This is a genomic window from Rhodoplanes tepidamans, from assembly GCF_030813915.1.
Taxonomy (GTDB): Bacteria; Pseudomonadota; Alphaproteobacteria; order Rhizobiales; family Xanthobacteraceae; genus Rhodoplanes; species Rhodoplanes tepidamans.
Genome location: NZ_JAUSUJ010000014.1, coordinates 94,433 through 111,074, shown reverse-complemented (window position 1 = coordinate 111,074; position 16,642 = coordinate 94,433). Strand labels below are relative to the sequence as shown.

The 16,642-nt window shown below is 61.1% G+C and carries 18 protein-coding genes, 1 tRNA gene and 1 pseudogene; 11 read left to right on the top strand and 9 right to left on the bottom strand.

Annotation, left to right across the window (positions count from 1 at the left end):
• Positions 1–49 precede the first annotated feature (49 nt).
• Positions 50–125, top strand: a tRNA-Lys gene (locus tag J2S22_RS17520).
• Between the two features lie 170 nt (positions 126–295).
• Here J2S22_RS17520 and J2S22_RS30925 read toward each other — a convergent pair.
• The 5 genes and pseudogenes from J2S22_RS30925 to parA all read right to left on the bottom strand — a co-directional run.
• Positions 296–706 (bottom strand): annotated as a pseudogene (locus J2S22_RS30925) (tyrosine-type recombinase/integrase); the annotation flags it as partial.
• A gap of 538 nt (positions 707–1,244) precedes the next feature.
• Positions 1,245–1,499, bottom strand: coding sequence for a hypothetical protein (locus J2S22_RS17515; protein WP_155481176.1), 255 nt, complete (start codon positions 1,497–1,499; stop codon positions 1,245–1,247).
• A 734-nt stretch (positions 1,500–2,233) separates the two neighbouring features.
• Complete coding sequence (locus J2S22_RS17510) at positions 2,234–3,460, bottom strand: replication initiator protein A (RefSeq protein ID WP_272775955.1); 1,227 nt, start codon at positions 3,458–3,460, stop codon at positions 2,234–2,236.
• A 54-nt stretch (positions 3,461–3,514) separates the two neighbouring features.
• Positions 3,515–3,751 carry a hypothetical protein gene (locus J2S22_RS17505; protein ID WP_272775954.1) on the bottom strand — a complete coding sequence of 79 codons (237 nt, stop codon included), beginning with the start codon at positions 3,749–3,751 and terminating at the stop codon, positions 3,515–3,517.
• Complete coding sequence (gene parA, locus J2S22_RS17500) at positions 3,748–4,443, bottom strand: ParA family partition ATPase (RefSeq protein ID WP_272776020.1); 696 nt, start codon at positions 4,441–4,443, stop codon at positions 3,748–3,750. The genes J2S22_RS17505 and parA overlap by 4 nt, the downstream gene beginning before the upstream one ends.
• A gap of 265 nt (positions 4,444–4,708) precedes the next feature.
• On the opposite strand from parA, the gene J2S22_RS17495 reads away from it, so the two are divergent.
• Together J2S22_RS17495 and J2S22_RS17490 are read left to right on the top strand one after the other, a co-directional pair.
• On the top strand, positions 4,709–4,969 hold the full coding sequence (locus tag J2S22_RS17495) for a type II toxin-antitoxin system HicA family toxin (protein WP_272775953.1): 261 nt from the start codon (positions 4,709–4,711) through the stop codon (positions 4,967–4,969).
• Positions 4,966–5,298 carry a type II toxin-antitoxin system HicB family antitoxin gene (locus tag J2S22_RS17490; protein WP_272775952.1) on the top strand — a complete coding sequence of 111 codons (333 nt, stop codon included), beginning with the start codon at positions 4,966–4,968 and terminating at the stop codon, positions 5,296–5,298. The genes J2S22_RS17495 and J2S22_RS17490 overlap by 4 nt, the downstream gene beginning before the upstream one ends.
• Positions 5,299–5,317: 19 nt before the next feature.
• On the opposite strand, the gene J2S22_RS17485 is transcribed toward J2S22_RS17490, so the two are convergent.
• Both J2S22_RS17485 and J2S22_RS17480 read right to left on the bottom strand, forming a co-directional pair.
• On the bottom strand, positions 5,318–5,632 hold the full coding sequence (locus tag J2S22_RS17485; RefSeq protein ID WP_272775951.1) for a hypothetical protein: 315 nt from the start codon (positions 5,630–5,632) through the stop codon (positions 5,318–5,320).
• Positions 5,632–6,516 (bottom strand): phage integrase N-terminal domain-containing protein, encoded by an 885-nt coding sequence (locus J2S22_RS17480; protein ID WP_272775950.1) that lies wholly within the window; start codon positions 6,514–6,516, stop codon positions 5,632–5,634. The genes J2S22_RS17485 and J2S22_RS17480 overlap by 1 nt, the downstream gene beginning before the upstream one ends.
• Before the next feature lie 793 nt (positions 6,517–7,309).
• On the opposite strand from J2S22_RS17480, the gene J2S22_RS17475 reads away from it, so the two are divergent.
• Together J2S22_RS17475 and J2S22_RS17470 are read left to right on the top strand one after the other, a co-directional pair.
• Positions 7,310–7,816: a hypothetical protein gene (locus tag J2S22_RS17475; protein ID WP_272775949.1), complete on the top strand. Its 507-nt coding sequence runs from the start codon at positions 7,310–7,312 to the stop codon at positions 7,814–7,816.
• Positions 7,817–7,931: 115 nt separating this feature from the next.
• The gene (locus J2S22_RS17470; protein ID WP_272775948.1) at positions 7,932–8,132 is read left to right on the top strand and encodes a hypothetical protein; all 201 of its coding nucleotides are present in this window, start codon (positions 7,932–7,934) and stop codon (positions 8,130–8,132) included.
• A 263-nt stretch (positions 8,133–8,395) separates the two neighbouring features.
• Here the strand turns inward: J2S22_RS17470 and J2S22_RS17465 are convergent, their stop codons facing one another.
• Complete coding sequence (locus tag J2S22_RS17465) at positions 8,396–9,670, bottom strand: hypothetical protein (RefSeq protein ID WP_272775947.1); 1,275 nt, start codon at positions 9,668–9,670, stop codon at positions 8,396–8,398.
• Between the two features lie 273 nt (positions 9,671–9,943).
• Between J2S22_RS17465 and J2S22_RS17460 the strand changes: the two genes are divergently transcribed.
• The 6 genes from J2S22_RS17460 to J2S22_RS17435 all read left to right on the top strand — a co-directional run bounded on the left by J2S22_RS17460 (position 9,944) and on the right by J2S22_RS17435 (position 15,109).
• Positions 9,944–11,179: an SIR2 family NAD-dependent protein deacylase gene (locus tag J2S22_RS17460; protein WP_272775946.1), complete on the top strand. Its 1,236-nt coding sequence runs from the start codon at positions 9,944–9,946 to the stop codon at positions 11,177–11,179.
• Positions 11,166–13,010, top strand: coding sequence for an ATP-binding protein (locus J2S22_RS17455; protein ID WP_272775945.1), 1,845 nt, complete (start codon positions 11,166–11,168; stop codon positions 13,008–13,010). The genes J2S22_RS17460 and J2S22_RS17455 overlap by 14 nt, the downstream gene beginning before the upstream one ends.
• Positions 13,007–13,219, top strand: coding sequence for a KTSC domain-containing protein (locus J2S22_RS17450; RefSeq protein WP_272775944.1), 213 nt, complete (start codon positions 13,007–13,009; stop codon positions 13,217–13,219). Before J2S22_RS17455 ends, J2S22_RS17450 begins: the two co-directional genes overlap by 4 nt.
• Positions 13,220–13,582: 363 nt before the next feature.
• Positions 13,583–14,191, top strand: coding sequence for a hypothetical protein (locus J2S22_RS17445; RefSeq protein WP_272775943.1), 609 nt, complete (start codon positions 13,583–13,585; stop codon positions 14,189–14,191).
• Positions 14,192–14,270: 79 nt separating this feature from the next.
• Positions 14,271–14,834, top strand: coding sequence for a recombinase family protein (locus tag J2S22_RS17440; protein ID WP_272775942.1), 564 nt, complete (start codon positions 14,271–14,273; stop codon positions 14,832–14,834).
• 38 nt (positions 14,835–14,872) lie between these two features.
• On the top strand, positions 14,873–15,109 hold the full coding sequence (locus J2S22_RS17435) for a WGR domain-containing protein (RefSeq protein ID WP_284701015.1): 237 nt from the start codon (positions 14,873–14,875) through the stop codon (positions 15,107–15,109).
• Here the strand turns inward: J2S22_RS17435 and J2S22_RS17430 are convergent.
• Positions 15,023–16,204, bottom strand: a complete 1,182-nt coding sequence (locus tag J2S22_RS17430; RefSeq protein WP_272775940.1) for a Fic family protein — start codon at positions 16,202–16,204, stop codon at positions 15,023–15,025. The two genes, J2S22_RS17435 and J2S22_RS17430, sit on opposite strands and share 87 nt — an antisense overlap.
• Positions 16,205–16,642 lie beyond the last annotated feature (438 nt).

Sequence of the window (16,642 nt, the reverse complement as noted above, 5' to 3'; positions counted from 1 at the left end):
TAGACACGGCCGGCCTCGTTTGCTACAGACGCGCGCCGCCAAGGCGTGCGGGCGCATAGCTCAGTTGGTAGAGCAGCTGACTCTTAATCAGCGGGTCCAAGGTTCGAGTCCTTGTGCGCCCACCACTAACCTCCCGCAAAACCTGAATATTCTGACCCGGCTGCTTCGGCCGGGGCGGCAGGTTTGACACTTTCGCGGTCGGGTTTGACACTTTGGCCCGGCGCCGGATCAGCTCCTCGCCGAACGTCTCCGCCACATCTTCCATCTTCCGGGACAGGTCCGCCCCGCGCGCATAGTGGCGCGCCATCTCGATCGTCTTCTGGCCGAGGGCGTCGGCGATCGTGCGTTCGTCGAAGCCGCACTCCCGCAGAATCACCGCCACGCTGTGCCGGAGCCCGTACAGGGTGAGGCCGGGGCCGATGAGTTCGTCCTCTTCGAGCTTCTGCCGGAGCTTGCCCCAGGAGGTCCGGAACCCGTCGACCGTCCACGCCTTCCCGTCCGAGTTGGCGCACAGGGTCTCGGCGTCGTGGTCCGGGGCGTCCGCCAGCGCGGCGCGCAGGGGCTCAGGCGCAGGCCAGTACACCGGCTCCCCCGTCTTGCTCCGGCGGGTGGCGATCCGGCCGTCCTTGTAGAACCCCTTCGGCAGCCGCAGGGTGTCGCCCGGCCCGAGGCCCGTGAACGCCATGAGGGCCAGGGCGGGCCGCATGTGGGCCGGGGCGTGATCCAGCACGGCATGCCGTTCCGCGTCCATCCAGGGCCGGTTGGCGTCGGGCAGGCCCTTCGGGCGCCGGAGGTTCTTCACGCCCTTGGCCGGGTTGATGGCGAGATAGCCGCGCTCGACGCCCCAGCCGAACACGGTGCTCAACACCGATCGGACATAGTTGCCGTAACGGCGCTTGCCGCCTGTCGCGGCCTTGTCGCGGATGCGGACCACCAGGGGCGGGTCGAAACGGCTGAGCGGCGTGCCGTCGATCGGCCGCAGATACTCGAAGATGCGGGCGTAATCGGCCCGCGTGTGTTCCGCTAGGTCGGTGAACGCCGGGTGTGCCTTGTACTCGGCGATGAGCTTGCCGAGCGTGCCCGGCTTTGCCGGAAGCGCGAGTTTGCTTAGCTCGGCGATGCGCGCGCATTCGGCGAAGAACTGCGGCGACCCGAGCGGCGCCTTGCGCAAATCGACGGCCGTCCGCGTGCGGCGGTGATAGCACCGCATGCGGCCGTGGCGGTCCGCGAAGATTTGGAAGCCTCTAACCCGAACGACGGTCATGGGTGCCCAACCTGGCCACGATCGCGTCCGCGTCGTCGGCGCCAACCTTGAGAGAGTCTAGCCACTTATCGAGGTCCTGCACGTCAAATCTCCGGTCGCCGTTGGGGAAGATCACGGCGGGCACCGGGCACTCGATCTGGAACCGCTTGACCGGCCGACCGCAGTGACCGGCGGCTTCGTCCACGGTCAGCATGCGCTTGGGGACAATGCTGAGTTTGAGCAGCGTGCCACTCATGTGCGTTCTCCGAGCATGATTGCATTCATCGCCGCAGACGGAGTCTGGACGGCTCTCGCTGGAGAAATCGGAAGGGCGCAAGCGGCGACGGCAAGTTTCGGTCAGGCCCGCAGGCGGGGCGCTATCAGTCCGAAGCTGTCGGCTTGCGATGGGCTCTGCGGCGCCAGGAAGCAGTCGCGTTCCCGCCAGTTAGTCAGTCAACCGGCTTGAGAACCAACGCTCAACCGCGCTTGCAGCCTGGACGTGATTCAAATCGCGGGAGGCGTGGTTGTCAACATCAGATCGAGGGGCCGCAGCGGCGCCCTTCCAACAGGCAAGCTTCCCTCGGTGTGTCCCGGAGCAACCCCGGCGACGGCGAAGACGGCCCCTTCCTTTCAAGGGCCGTCTTTCGACGGCGCAGCGCGGGAGCGCGGAAAGAAGGATATCTAAGGATATAAGGATAGGACCGAAATAGCGAAATGAATCCGAGCAGTTAAGCCCCCATCAGGTGACACGGTTATCAGCGCCGGGTGACACGGTTATCAGTGATGGGTGAGGTGGAAATCAGTGCCGGGTGACACGGTTATCAGTGGCGGTGACATGGTTATCAGTGGCTCGCAAATACGACTTCACGATTTTAAGCCCGGCCGGGTGAGGTGGCGATCAGCGGTAGGTGACGTGGAAATCAGTGTGGTGAGGTGCCGATCCGCAGGTGACACGGTTATCAGCGGATCGCAAATACGACCCTACGATTTTCAGTTGCTCTGGGTGATGTGGTGATCAGCGTTTGCGTCTTCGGACAAGCCCGGTAACTCGCGCCAAGCCCGTAACGCCCGGTCATCCTTCTGCCCGACCAGCTCAAGCCGGAACCCAAGAAGGCGGCCTTGGCATGCTTCCACCGCTCCCTTGATAGTCCGGTTGAAATATTTTTGGGTTTGCCGGGTTTGGAATCGCTGGCCCAGCTCGACCAGGCTCACGACGTAGAGTGCGGTGCTGTCCTTGGGCACCTTGAGAGATAGAAGCCGGTAGAGCGCTCGATGGAGCGGCTGCGCCAGGATCATGTAATCGCGGCTGTATGTGCGCAGCGTGGGCACCGCCCGTTCGACGATGCCCTCGTAGGTCCAGTTTGGAATGTCGATGCGCAGGCGCGATGCCTTCCCGTCTGGAGTCTTGGCGAGGATGTCGTACTTGTCGATGAGGTGGAATTCGCCCCCTCGGTACTTGGAACCCTTGAGTGGGTCGACCGAGATGACGGCTCCCACCAACCGTCTCAACCCGTCGAGCACGTCCTCACTGCGGTGACCACCCCACTTCATTCGCTTGAACTTGACGACCTCGCTGATGCTGACGTCGAAAGATCGCGGCGGCAGAGCCGGAGGTGCGACGTTCTTTCCTGCACGCTTCTCTGCCTCGTACTGTTCCACGGAGGTTCGGTACTGGTTCGCCATGTCGGCAAGCCAGCTTTGCATCATCAGAACCAAGTCGTAGTCCTCAACGGACGGCAGCTCGCGATCCGCACCCGCCTTCACGCGCAGAGTCAAGCCCTGCGGCGTTACGTAGACAAGCTCAGATCGTGTCTCGGTGCTTTTGTTGAGCGTGAACGGGGTCATTTCCATAAGGTGGACCTCGTCCTTGATGGCGACCTCTGTGAGATCAGGGACAAAGAAGTCGCGCTGGTTGTCGTTTGGTGCCACCGCCCGGAATATCTCGGCCAGAGGCTCGGTTTGCGCGGCTCGGGCGGGAGTTCCGCTCGGAACGACGATTTCAACGGTGACTTTCTCCCCAAATGCGCAGCGTGCCTCTTCCTGGATTGAGACCTCAAACTCGGATCGGAGGGTGCGGGCTACGAAGTCCGTTGGCGCGTGGACGGCAAGAACCTCGGCCTCGTGATTGAACTGCACGCCCGTAAACCAGGACCGGAAAGCCTCTGGCCCGACCCGGCATTCCAGAGCCTCCCGAAAGGCGTCCATGCCGTCACGCATGTGCGGACCCGCCAAATCGCAAAGACGTGCCGTCGTAAAAGCGCATTGTCGTATTCACTCGGCCGGAAATTCCTGTTCGAGTATCCGTCTCAGCTCATCGGCCATGTTGAAACCCCGCTTGGCGCAGGCGATCTTGACGCGCGCATGGAGGTCGAGCGGCACGTCGATGGTAAAGCGCTTCGTTCTGACTGGTGCGGGTTCGGCGGCGACGGCCGCGCCGCCGGTGACGAACGCATCGGCCTTTCTTGAATCGAAACCGGGCATCTTGACCGGCACCACCTTGGCGCTCATGCAACCATCCTTTCTTTTGTTGTGCGGAGTTCGGCGACCAGCCGAGAGAATTCCTTGGTGGCGCCGCCCTTGGGCTCAGCCTCGGCGAGAGTCAGGCCCTGGGTGATGCACTCGGCATAGGCGATGCGCTGGCAGAGATGCGTCTTGGCGACGGGCATGCCGAGGCCGTTCACGGCCGTGATCACGTCGCGTGCCAGAGCCGTGCCCACGATTTTACGATTGATCACAATTACGGCGTTCAGATTGTCCCGGAATTGCTGGGCTTCGCGGATCAGCTGGACCGTGTCGGCCGTGGACCACACGTCGGGGCCGGAGGGTTGGACGGGAATGACGATCAAGTCGCTTGCGGCAATGACGGATCGTCCGACCTCGTTGTTATGTGGGGGCGCGTCGATCACGACGACGTCGAAGTCGCGCGCAACCCCCCGGATGTCTTTGTGAAGCGTTGCCTTCGGCATCCCGACGACAGGAAACAGCGGGTCGCGGTCTCGGAGAGCCGACCATTTGAGCGCCGTCCCTTGCGGGTCTGCATCGACGAGCAGAACCCGTTGACCGGCTGCGGCGTAGGCCGCCGCCAGGTTGATCGACACGGTGGTTTTGCCAGCGCCGCCCTTTTGGCTGACCACGCCGATGGTGGTGGTCGTGTTTACGATTGTGCGATTCATCGCAAAGAAGCTGCGCCGGGTCGGCATCGCTGCCAAGCGCACCTGCCAAAAGTCTACGCAGTCGTGTGGCCGGGTTGCCGCAAACTCGTGGGTACGATTCGGCGTAAAATCGTGATGCCCCGGAGCGGGAATCCCGCCGGTGCCCGTGCCAACTCTCGGCTCCCAGCTTCGAGTACGTCCCCCATCTTGCCAAAGATGCCAAGTATCGCGGCACCGGAGTCGCCGAGGATCGGTCCTCGGCATACGCTTCTCGCAAGAGGATTCTTGAATTGATATCAAAATGTGATACTATATGGAATTGAGCAGGAAGCACCAGGCGATCCTGGAAGCGATCTTCGCCGCCCCGGTTCGGTCCAGCATCGTCTGGACCGACATCGAAGCTCTTTTTCGGGCATGTGGGGCAGAGATCAGCGAAGGGAGCGGGTCGCGGGTCCGGGTCGCCCTTAACGACGTGCGCGCGGTATTCCATCGCCCGCACCCGCAGAAGGAAACCGACAAGGGCGCTGTAAAATCCGTCCGCCGCTTTCTGACTGAAGCAGGGATAACACCATGACCACGATGAGTTACAAGGGATACGAGGCGATCGTCGAGTACGACGAAGACGCCGAGATTTTTCATGGTGAGGTCACCAACCTGCGCGACGTGATCACTTTCCAGGGCAAGTCTGTGGCCGAGCTTAAGAAGGCCCTCGCCGGTTCGATCGAGGACTACCTGGCCTTCTGCAAGGAGCGGGGAGAGGAGCCAGAGAAGCCGTTCTCAGGTCAGTTTGTGGTTCGAACCGACCCGTCGCTCCACAAGGAAGTGTCCACGGCCGCCAGGCGCGCCGGAGTCAGCCTCAACAAGTGGGTGGCATCCACCTTGGAGAAGGCCGTCCGCCGTTAGCCCGAGGTCGGGGCGCTCCTCAGAGCACCGACCACGAAATCTCCGGCTCCCACACGATCACCCGGCGACCGTCTTCCAAATCTGCTGCCCGATTCTCCCAGGCGAGCTTGAGGCCTTCCTTCTTGCACCAGGCCGTGAGGGCTTTTGCGGCTTCGGTGTCGCGGACGTTGACGGGGGAGGGGAGCCGGACGCGCAGCGCCGACTGACCGGCTTTGGCTGCGGCCGTGATCTTGGCCCGGACCTGTTCCGGCGCAATCTCGGCCGCGGCCGTCTCGATCGCCCGGGCGGTCTCAGCCTGGAGGATGGGGAGAAGTTTGGCGAGGGGAGCGCGCATCACGCACCGCCTTTCGGGGCAAAGCGGCTGCCGAGGTAGGTGTCCGTGATCTGCAGGCGATTGTGGCCAAGCTCGCGGCTGATCGTCATGCGAGCCCGATAGTCGGTCGCCCGCTCGGCCCGGCTCAGCCGCTCATAGGTCGGGCCGCCTGCGGCCGGGGCAGGACGTCCCGTTAGGGCCTGGTAGCGCCATTGCGCGTACCAGTGGCGGTGCCCGTGCATGTTGCGGATGCCCGCCCGCCAGGTCGCGTGCTCCATCTCCTTCCGGAACTCAATGAACGTCTTGCCCTCGGGCACAAGCGAGCCGTCCCCGCAGAGCGCGTGCGCTTCCTCGAGCAGCGCCCGCTGGCGCGGATGCGTGATCGGCACCTCGCGGAACCGGCCGCCCTTGCACCAGCTCGCCTGCAAGGCGATTGCGTCGCCTGTGTCGGCCTGGCTCACCCGGAACTTCAAACTCTCTTCCAGCCGCAGCCCGAAGGCCATCTGAAGCCGGATGGCGAGTCGCATGCGATCGGGCAGGGCGGTCAGCTGCTGGCCGACCGTGATACGCGCCCGGTTGCCCTTGAAGCTGTGCCGATCCGGAATCCCTAGGCGGTCGTTATCGCGCGGCAGCACGCCCGCCTTGCGGACCTTCCCGGCCCAGAACCGCACCCACCCCATGCGGTTCTTGATCGTCCCGGCCGAGAGGCCTGATGTCTTCCAATGCGCCACCAGCGCCTCGATGTGCTTGGGCTTGAGCGAGCCTGCGGCGGGCAGCTTGAAGCCGAGCCCCCGCAGCTCACGCGCAATCAACTGCAAGCCCCGGTGACGCTGCGCGCGCGTCAGGTACGAGCCCTCGCCCGCGGCGAGGGTGATGCTTTTTAGGTCGAACGCCAGTGCGTCCACGTCTCTTACTTTCGTTTAGTGTTGATGACCGCGCCGTGTGCCGTGGCAACACGCCGCCCGCTTCTCAGCGGAGTTGGTCAGGCATTCCGGTTAGCTGGACCGTCGCTCCTTTCCTTGGTCTGCAATTCGTTGGTCCGGGGGACGCTGCGTGGCTCTTCCAATGCCTGCTGGCGCCGCCTTCTATGGGCCGTCCTGAATTCGCTTCCTTTACGGATGGCTGTGGGTGTTGCCCGATGGGTCACGCCGATCAGCTCTTTTGCCGGGATGCGCCCGGCTCGCGTCGATGATGAACATCGTCATGGTTTTCTCCTTTGAATTGGTCGTGGCCCGAAGGCCGTGTGTGTCCCGACTTCCCCGGCCCGATGGCCCGGCGGCGTGTTACCGGCACAGGCCCGTGCAGCCCGTGCACTCCCTTCTGGCACTCGCCAGCACTCATTTCTGACAGGGCGGTGCCACAGCTGCAGAACGGGCTGGGCTTGGCGGAATCCTGGGCTGTTGGTGGCGGGCGTCGCGTTCGCGGGCCGCCGCCGTCACTACCTAAGAGCTTCGCAGTAGTGACGGCGGCTTTGCCGTAGAGGTCGCCGGGACACGCCCGGCGATCGGGGAGGGAAGCCCTCCCCGAACCCTTCCCGAGGCCTGCTTAGGGCCTCCGGCCTTCCAGCAGGCCTGCGGGGCGCTCCAAGGCCGCCCCCGCACCCCCGGCGACCTGGCGCTCGGGGCGGGTGCCTTCCAGCGCCAGCCGGGCGCACGCCGTGCTGTCAGGTCGTGCTCCCGGGGCCGCCCATAGGCGGATATGAACAAGCCCCGCGTCCGGAGAGCACGCCGTGTTGTCGACCCTGCCGACATCGCCAAGGGTGCGCAGGCCGAACAGGTCTTCCGCACTTGGCTGGATTCGGCCGTGCTGCCGCACCTGTATGTCGAGCAGTCGCCGTTGACCGTCCCGGTGCCGCTGCGCGGTCAGATCAAGCGCCCGGATTACCTGGTCGGCATCCCAGGCGTCGGCTTGATTGCTTTCGACGTGAAGGCGAAGACGGTCTACCCGGAAGGGCTGATATTCGACGTGGCGGAGGTTCAGAAGCTCAGGACGTTCGCCCGCCTGTTCCATCTGACGGTGTACTTCGCCTGTCTCGATCCCGAAGGCGGCCCGCAGGGCTATTGGGTGCGGCTCGATCGGCTGGACGATGTTCCGGCCGTGCGCCGGGGAGGGTGTCTCACGCTCGCGCTGCCGCTCGATGCGGCGATGCCGGTTTTGCTGACGGAGCCGTTCTATCTCGCGTTCGTCCGGTCGGTGGCGCTCTGAGCTGCGCCAGAGCCGGGCTGCCTGTATGGCCCGAACGGAGCTCTGCTTGGTGAACTCCTCGATTTACTAAATAGAAGAGGCAGCAATGGTGCTGCCCATACCAAAGGAGCAATCCATGAAATACAACGAGTTATCCACTCCCAGTCTACACGAACTTCACGGTCTCATTGCCGGTCTGCTTCTGGACACCGATGCCGGTGTTCCAGGTGTGGAGGCGTATGGACTTCGCATCTATCCAGATTGGCACCGCCAAGCGGACGAGTACGAAGCCGCATTAGCTGCCCGTGGAGAGGCTTTCGCCGCCATCCGATGGTGATAAAGGCATAGACCGGTTCTGAGTCTTCGCTTTCGAGCGAAGGCTCACCTCCCCCGCTCAGCTCTTCCACGGTCAGTGGCGAGCGGGGACGAGAGCGTTTACCTGGCGCCGTAGGGCTTCCAGAGCGGCGTGGTCGGCCCGTTGCGCTGCTTCGAGGGATTTGCAGGCGGATGCGCTGGCCTGGAGGGTGTGGCGGAGGGTGTCGTTGTCGGCTTTGAGTTTGGGAGACCTCGTGTTCGCGATCGAATGGATACCTACGAACGTTAGTAAACTTCTTCAGCCGTTAGCGACCATGACGCAGGAGAGTATCCAGCATAACACCACATGGCAGTTGACGTGGTTGAGGCAACGCTAATGGTATGAGAGCCGACGCTCAATCCCGAGCAGGAACCTTCAATGTAACTAGGAGACATCACAGCATCGGATGCCCCAGGATAGTAAACTACGCCCGCAATAGATGTCGGACAATTAGCCCCATCGACTTTAATCGTAAAAGTGCAGTAGGTCGACAAAGAGCTTGTCCGATAGGCACCTAGCGTATCTGCATAACGAATAAGAATGTCAGTTCCATTTTTCATTTTTGTGAAGGTCAACGTTCTGCCGGTGACTGTTCCTGGTGATTGTATGTAGGGACCAACACCGGAAGCCCGGTAAATCTTACGAATAAAGGTGCCGCTGACATCCAGTGCCGTGCTTGGTGCCGAGGTTCCAACGCCAACATTCCCCGCGGAATCAATCGTCATTTGAGTGTTGCCGTTGGTGGCGAAATTGATCGTCCCGGCAGACGACGTGGAAACCGCCGTCGTGCCGGAGAGGATGTAGTTGCCGCCGCCGCCCATGATGTTGGTGATCGGTTCGGGCACCAGCTGCACCGTGTTGTGGCTGGCGTTGGTGCTGCTCACCTTGGCGCCCGCCAGTGTCGGCAGGTAGCTGGTGGAGCTGGCCAAGTAGCCCCAGGTGACGTTGGCCGTGCTCAGGCTGATAATGTCGGTGGTGCTGTTGGCCACCACCTTGGTGCTGCCCGAGACGATGCGGTCGGCCTGGGCGCCGCCGGTGACCGAGACGCCGTTGACCACCAAGTTGGTGAAGTAGCCGGTTGTGCCGGACACCGTTGTGGCGCTGACGGTGCCGTTGACCGTGAGGCCGGTGAGGGTACCGACGCTTGTGATGTTCGGCTGGGCGGCGGTTTGCAGGAGGCCTGAGAGGTTTGTGGCGGAAATGTTGGTGACCGAGAGGGTGCTGGTGCCGGTGTTCCAGGTGAACGCGCTGCTGCCGCCGAACGCCGTGCCGCCGCTGTTGAACTGGACGTAGGTATCGGCCCCGCCCGGGTTGTTGACGTTGCCGCCGACAGTGACGTTGGCGCCGCCGGACATGCTGACCCAGTTGGTGCCGTCGCAGAAGACCATCATGGAGACGTTGGCGGCGTAGCGCACGAACCCGGCTTGGCCGGGGGGATTGGTGCAGTCAGCCCAGGCCGAGCCAACTGCCCCGATCAGCACGAGGGCGAGCGGAAGTAAGCGCACGTCATCCTTTCCCATGCCACGGTGCACCATGCGCCGAGGCGAGGGGAGAGTACGGCTGGATATCAGTTTCGTATATTGTTCAGCCTATTGAGCGAGCAGGTTTCGCGGGCGGAGTGGCGCGCCCCTTCGGGCCGGGCTCTCGTGAACGGAGCCGCGATGCGTCTCCGCCCTCCGGGCTTCGATCCCTCGCGCAAGATCGCTGCAGACCGGCCACCAGCCTAAACCAGCGCAGGCCCGTTTCCTTACCTCTCGCGCGGGTGTAAAACATGAATAAAAGAGGGGGAACAAGTGGAAACGATTCACAATCCTGATCGGTTCATGGCCGATCTCAGGTACGTGCTCTCGCAAGGCAGAAAACGCATCGGCCTTTTAATCGGTGCGGGAGCGCCGATGTCGATCCGGCTCGATGCTGACGGAAAACCACATCCTGCGGGAACTCCACTCATCCCAGGCGTAAACGAGTTGACGGCAAAGGTGCTTAGCTCTCTTTCCGGGCCGCACGGTGTTGCTGCAAATGCAATTCATGTCGAATTGGGAGCCAAAAGCAATATTGAATCGATTCTGTCGCGCGTCCGACTGCTTCAACAGGCGCTTGGGTCAATTTCTATTAGCGGCATGGATGGGAAACAATACGAAACCTTGGCGAAGAGCATATGCGCTGAAATCGGCAAGTTGGTGGGCCCTCGCCTACCGCAACAGCGGAATCCCTACAATGAACTAGTGGCGTGGATCGGCGGGACGCACAGAGCACACGCCGTAGAGATATTTACAACGAACTACGACTTGCTCTTCGAAGAAGCGTTCGAGCAAGCCCGAGCGGCGTATTTTGACGGGTTTTCGGGCGGGCATGCTCCGTTCTTCGATCCTGTGACCGTGGCCGGCGACGACCTGCCGCCCAGGTGGTCGCGTCTTTGGAAACTCCACGGATCGCTGGGGTGGGCCGCCGAAAACGGCGCTATCGTTCGGCGAGGTGGTCGCGAGTCAAATGAACTCGTCTACCCAGACTATCTCAAGTATGACCTTACGCAGAAGCAGCCCTACGCGGCATTATTCGAGCGCCTAAAGAATTTCTTGTTGACCCCCGATACGCTGATCTTGGCGATTGGGTTCTCCTTTCGTGATGCGCATATTTGTGCAGTCTTAGATGAGACCCTAGCTGTAAATGCGAATACTGCTGTTATGGCGTTCCAATACCAACAGTTAGCTCAAGAGGAGTGTGCGTGCCGAATTGCGGTTGATAGGCCCAACCTCAGCGTCTACGCGGCAGATGGCGCAGTCATCAGTGGAGTTCCTGGGACTTGGGTTCCGGGAGAGCTTCCGAAGAACTGGGCAGAGATTCGCGCAAGCTTCTGGGATAAGCGGGAAGCGGACGGAGCACCCGTCTTCTTGCTCGGTGATTTTGCCCGGTTCGCTAGATTCTGCGCCCTCGCGCAGGCTTCGGACCTAATGGCGGCGGCCGCCGCAGACCCGGAGGCTTCCACAGCGTCAGCTACCGCGAAGGAGCCAGCACTTGAAGGGAAGTGATCCCACATATCTCGGGACCGTCGCCGCTGTTTCGGGCGCATCGGTTACAGTGATTTTGGCAGAATCGCTGGCCTCTGGGCTCGCGATAATTCACGGACACACTTATCGAGTGGCCCAGGTTGGAAGCTTCGTCCGCATCCCGCAAGGCTACCAAGACCTCTTTGGTATCGTTTGCGAAGTTGGTGCAAAAGCAGCGCCAGATCGGACGGAGCCAGGAGCGAATGCCGGACGGTGGATGCGGGTTGAACTTGCTGGCGAAGCAATTGGAGCCCGATTTGAACGTGGTTTGAGCCAGCATCCAAGCGTTGGAGATTCGGTGCATATCGTCACGGAGGCCGATCTTCAGCGGATTTATGGAAGCAGCGGTAACGACCAAGTTGCAGTCGGTTCTTTGGCCAGCGCTGAGAACATTGTTGTGCGGCTTTCACTAGACAGTCTCATCACCCGTCACTCTGCGGTGGTTGGATCAACAGGTGCAGGAAAGTCCACAACAGTTGTGAGCTTGTTGCGTTCCATTGTCAGGCCGGATGATCCAAAAGGCGGATCACCCGGTGCTCGAATTCTTCTCTTGGATCTGCATGGAGAGTATGCCCAGCCGCTTGCCGACATTTCTAAAGTATTTAGCGCTACGCCTCAGCCTGGCGAAGAGCCCCTATACATTCCATACTGGGCTCTTGAGGCCGGGGAGCTTCTCGGCTTCATTGCCGGAGGGCTGAACGACAACCAAGAAATCGCATTCACAGATAAGATATTTGAGTTGAAAACGTTACGGGTCGCGGAAGCTTCACTTCCTGGGTTAGATCCGCAGTCCCTGACGGTAGACAGTCCTGTACCGTTTAGCCTTAAGCGACTTTGGTACGAGCTCGTCGACTTCGAAACGACGACCTATGAAGGGCAGCAGCGGGATAAGCCAGCATTAATCGCTAAGGGTGACGCTGAAAAGCTTAGTGCTCCGCAGTATAAGCCCCATGCGATGGGTGCAGCCGGTCCCTATATGAACTCTGCTGCGAAGGGGATCAGACGGCAGTTGAATCTCTTAAGGTCGAGGCTTCTCGATCGACGATTCGATTTTCTGCTTCACCCGGGCCCTTGGGAGCCGGATTTGAATGGAGGAGTGAAGGCGGACCTCGATAAGTTGCTCCAAGGGTGGCTTGGGCACGAACGACAAATAACCATCTTGGATTTATCGGGTGTACCGAGCGCCGCTCTAATACGTCTAATCGGGTCCATTTTGCGTATCGTTTACGACGCGCTGTATTGGAGTCGCGAGAAGACAGAGGGCGGAATACTAAGGCCGCTGCTTGTGGTTATGGAAGAAGCGCACCGATACTTGGGTGCGGAAAATACAAATGTGGCCTGTGATGTCGTCAAGAGAATTGCAAAGGAAGGGCGGAAATACGGCATCGGCGCCATGATCGTTTCTCAGCGCCCGGCCGAAGTTGATGAAACGATTTTGTCTCAGTGTGGCACGATCATCGCGCTTCGATTAGCCAATCCCAATGACAGAAATCGGGTGCGCGGCGCGCTTCCGGATAATCTAGCAGGCTTGATGGACTTGCTGCCGGTTCTGAGAACAGGGGAGGCAATTATCGCGGGGGAGGCCGCTCGGCTTCCTGTTCGATGCCGTGCGACCCTGCCGTCTGAGGCCCATTTGCCCCGAAGCGCTGACCCGAATGTCACGGAAGCGTGGAGCACCCGCCGCAAAGCGGAAGGATACGACCGCGTTGTCGCGTCCTGGCGGGCTCAACGTACGACGGCAGTTGCTGTGGAAACGAAGATTCATCGCGCCCCCGTGGAGGATGAATCGCCTTCGGAGGAGGAAGTGTCATGAACCGAGACCCCGTATCATCTTCAAATCTCGCGAGTGTCGGATACGACGAACCCAGTGAAACCCTTGAGGTGGAGTTCAAAAACGGGACGGTGTATCAATACTACAATGTCGGAGCAGCATTGTACCAGCAGTTTTGCGAGGCGCCCTCAAAGGGGCAGTTCCTCAACGCATACATTCGAAACGCCTATCCGTACTCTCGGGTTGGATAGTACAATCTAGGCAGGGAAGTGTGGGGTGCGCCTGGGGTGTCGCCTCAGATGCAATAAGTGTCAGAGGCATGTGTTGTGTCGCACGGGCCGAGTCGGATTCCATCGAAAGGAAAGTGTATTTACTGCGGTGACGCCGGTGTTGAACTCACAGACGAGCATTTCCTGCCATTCTCGCTCGGCGGGCGGCACATTATAGAAAAGGCAAGCTGCCTGAGATGCGCAGATATAACGAAGAAATTCGAGCAGGATGTAGCACGTGAGATGTGGGGCGATGCTCGGATTAGCTACAACGCCCCGAGCCGCCGAAAGAGAAGTCGCCCGACTCACATAAAGTTGCATGATCCAGAGCGCCCGGGCCGAACTGTGAAAGTGCCCTACAGTGACTACCCTGCGGCGATGATCTTTTACAAAATGCAGAAGGCTGGGATTTTAATAGGCTCCCCCGAAAATCTCGATATTTCGGGGGAGTGGCAGTTTACAGCCGTCTGTGATGACGAAAAAGCGAATGGCTTCGAAAGTAAGTACGGAATGAAGCTCACCGTAAAATTTCGTCACGTTCCGAACAGCTTTGGGCGGCTGTTGGCCAAGATTGGATACGGCCAAGTGCTGTGGACGCTGGGTCTGGATGATTTTAGGCCGTTGTGTTTGCCATACATTCTTGGCGCAAGATCGAATATTTCCTACATTGTTGGTGGGGCATTTGATATACCGCCGCCGACTCCGGGAGTGGGGTACAATTTGCGTACGGTTGTGGTTGGAGATGGTGCCAGAATCCTCTTAATCGCCCTGCTGCGTCTGTACGCGAATTTGCATACGCCCGTATACCATGTTGTGGTCGGCGATGTTTTGGGTGAATCAAGCGTCAGGTCTGTTATCGCTAAGCTCGAAAGTGTCGATGTCGGTATAGGCGCGATCGGGAGTATTGAGGCAGAAGGCAGTCACTGGCTGCCGAATGTTTGGCCATTGCCCTAATATCGGCTGCAGCTCAAAAATCAAGAATTATGCACAGCGGAGTTGCCACTGATTCCTCAGTGGGTTAGGTTGTGCATAAATGAGTCCCAAAACTCGCCGCATCGGATACGCCCGGGTCAGCACCCTTCGCCAGGACCTGGAGCGGCAGTTGCGTGCCCTCAAACGGTACGGCTGCGACCTGGTGTTTTCGGACAAGGCGAGCGGCAAGACCGTGGCCGGACGGCCGGACCTTGAGGCCGCGTTGACCCAGCTCGACGAGGGCGACGAGTTTGTGATCGCGGAGTGGGACCGTGCGACCCGCTCGATGTGGGACGGCCTGCAAATCATTAAGCGCGTGATCGAGAGCAAGGCGGTCATTCGGGTGCTGGATCGGTCCTACATCGACCTCAGCACGCCAATGGGGCAGGGCTTCATGGCGCTTTTCTCGGCGATGGCGGAGGATGAGCGTCAGAGGATCATCAAGCGCACCCACGAGGGCCGTCAGGTGGCCCGCGAGCGTGGCGTGAAGATGGGGAGAAAGCCGAAGCTCAACGCCAAACAGGTCGCCGAAATCCGCCAACGCTTAGCCAACGGGGAGAAGTCCCGCGACCTCGGCGACAGCTATGGGGTCAGTCGGTCGACGATCGCGAGGGTCGGCGCGTGACGGTCCTGCACCTCACGCACATCGATCCGGAGCGGAATATGGCCCGCTTCTACCGATTGGACGTGCAGCCAGACCTGTTTGGCGGCTGCAGCTTAATCTGCGAGTGGGGGCGTATCGGCCAGCCCGGGACCGTCCGCACCACGTCTTACGGCACTGTCGCCGAGGCAGAGGTCGCGCGTGCCCGGCAGTCACGCCTCAAAGCGCGCCGTGGGTACAGCCGTCCCTGGATAGAGCCGGGGCAACCATCTCTCGACAACGCTGATCGGGAACCCTAGCCGGACCGGGCTGCGGGCCGTTGGCGAAACCAGATACCCGGCGTCGATAAGCGTGTTGAGCACGGTCCGCGCCTGCCGTGTTTCGTAGCCGGTCAGCGCCGGTGCCGCGCCACGGGAGAACTCACCCGCCATGACCGCCTCCCGCAACAGCGGCCAGGAGCCCTTCGGGAGGCGTTTGGCGCGGATTTCTTCCTCGCTCCAGATCTCCATCCGGCGCAGCAGCTCCGGCGGCTCCAGCAGTTCCTCCATGAAGCTGACCTGGTCGACGCAGGTATCGAGAAAGAACCCGCAGAAGGCATCGAGACCCGCTTGCGTAAGATTGCCTCTGCCGTCCAGGTCTCCGCGTCGTGGGCCGTCGGCGGCCATCAGCAGCGCCTTGTACTCCGTGACGCTGCGCGCCAAGCCGCGCGAGACCGACCACAGCTCTGAGCCGACTCCCAGCTCCCGCATCAGTGCATGTGAGAACAGCCGCGCCACGCGGCCGTTGCCGTCCAGGAACGGGTGAATCCACAGGAGCCGGTGGTGAGCCGCCGCGATCCCGATCACCTTGCGCAATTTCGAAAGGTGGTTGCTGCTGTAGGCCTCGACCAGCCGATCAAGAAACGGCCGCAGGTCCGTAGGGTCGGGCGCAACGTGGAGCCCCACCCGAACATGAGAGTCCCTTAGCTCGCCGGGAATGACGCGCTTCCGTTCACCCGTGTCCGGGTTCGTGACCCACAACAGCTCCTCGGGCAGTTGCTCGCAGAATTTCCGATGCAGCCATAAAATGAAGTCGACCGAGAGGACGGGGACCGGTGCCTCTCCGTGGTCGATGAGCCGTTGCACGTCGATATGCGCGCGGGCTTCCAATTGGAGGTTCCGGCGCTCAGGCTCGTCGTGGAAGTCCCCGGCCATCGCGCGGTCGATATCGACCGGCAGCGTTTGATGCCCCTCGATGAGGTTCGAGTAATAGCAGTTCATCGAGCGGACCAGGTCGCCGACCGTCCCCCGCAGGATGGGGTGGAGGCGTGCCGCAAGGGCGTTGCTCTTGGCCACCAAGTCGGTCGCCGCATCCTCAAGGCGATGCCCGGAATCCTCCGGCATCATCGGTTCCATCGTCGATGTCGATGTCATTCTTTGCCGCTTTCATTGCCGGTCAATTATCTACGCTTGGCAAGCGGTTGTGCCTAGTGATGCGGTTGGATTTCGCCGCTTAATTTGCCGCTTCCAGAGGCATTTTGATACCGTTCGTGTGCAAGGGCCACGCCGAGCCGTCCGCCTCAAGGCCAAGCCCTTCGGGCGCTAACGCGGCCTTGACCCGGCCGTCCCGACGCGGCGAGGGCCGTCCGTTCGCCTAAGCCGGAAACCGGCTCAGGCGAGCCGATCCCCACCGGGAGCCTCCCCACAGCCTCTGTACTGCGACGTTTTGGCGGGCAGTGGGCTTTGGTCCGGCTGTCTGCCCATTGCGCGCGGCCCCATCACGCGGCCGGACGCGGTAGTAAGTCGGCCAACCGCGCGAGAGCGCAAGACATCCAACGGTATTAGAAGGGCTCC

Excerpts from the sequence above, each read along its gene's own strand:
- J2S22_RS17450 (WP_272775944.1), top strand. The coding sequence starts at position 13,007 with ATGAACCGAGACCCCGTATCATCTTCAAATCTCGCGAGTGTCGGATAC.
- J2S22_RS17465 (WP_272775947.1), bottom strand. The coding sequence starts at position 9,670 with ATGGGAAAGGATGACGTGCGCTTACTTCCGCTCGCCCTCGTGCTGATC.
- J2S22_RS17470 (WP_272775948.1), top strand. The coding sequence starts at position 7,932 with ATGAAATACAACGAGTTATCCACTCCCAGTCTACACGAACTTCACGGT.
- J2S22_RS17430 (WP_272775940.1), bottom strand. The coding sequence starts at position 16,204 with ATGGAACCGATGATGCCGGAGGATTCCGGGCATCGCCTTGAGGATGCG.
- J2S22_RS17440 (WP_272775942.1), top strand. The coding sequence starts at position 14,271 with ATGAGTCCCAAAACTCGCCGCATCGGATACGCCCGGGTCAGCACCCTT.
- J2S22_RS17510 (WP_272775955.1), bottom strand. The coding sequence starts at position 3,460 with ATGCGTGACGGCATGGACGCCTTTCGGGAGGCTCTGGAATGCCGGGTC.
- J2S22_RS17475 (WP_272775949.1), top strand. The coding sequence starts at position 7,310 with ATGAACAAGCCCCGCGTCCGGAGAGCACGCCGTGTTGTCGACCCTGCC.
- J2S22_RS17485 (WP_272775951.1), bottom strand. The coding sequence starts at position 5,632 with ATGCGCGCTCCCCTCGCCAAACTTCTCCCCATCCTCCAGGCTGAGACC.
- J2S22_RS17490 (WP_272775952.1), top strand. The coding sequence starts at position 4,966 with ATGACCACGATGAGTTACAAGGGATACGAGGCGATCGTCGAGTACGAC.
- J2S22_RS17495 (WP_272775953.1), top strand. The coding sequence starts at position 4,709 with ATGGAATTGAGCAGGAAGCACCAGGCGATCCTGGAAGCGATCTTCGCC.
- J2S22_RS17505 (WP_272775954.1), bottom strand. The coding sequence starts at position 3,751 with ATGAGCGCCAAGGTGGTGCCGGTCAAGATGCCCGGTTTCGATTCAAGA.
- J2S22_RS17435 (WP_284701015.1), top strand. The coding sequence starts at position 14,873 with ATGGCCCGCTTCTACCGATTGGACGTGCAGCCAGACCTGTTTGGCGGC.
- parA (WP_272776020.1), bottom strand. The coding sequence starts at position 4,443 with ATGCCGACCCGGCGCAGCTTCTTTGCGATGAATCGCACAATCGTAAAC.
- J2S22_RS17515 (WP_155481176.1), bottom strand. The coding sequence starts at position 1,499 with ATGAGTGGCACGCTGCTCAAACTCAGCATTGTCCCCAAGCGCATGCTG.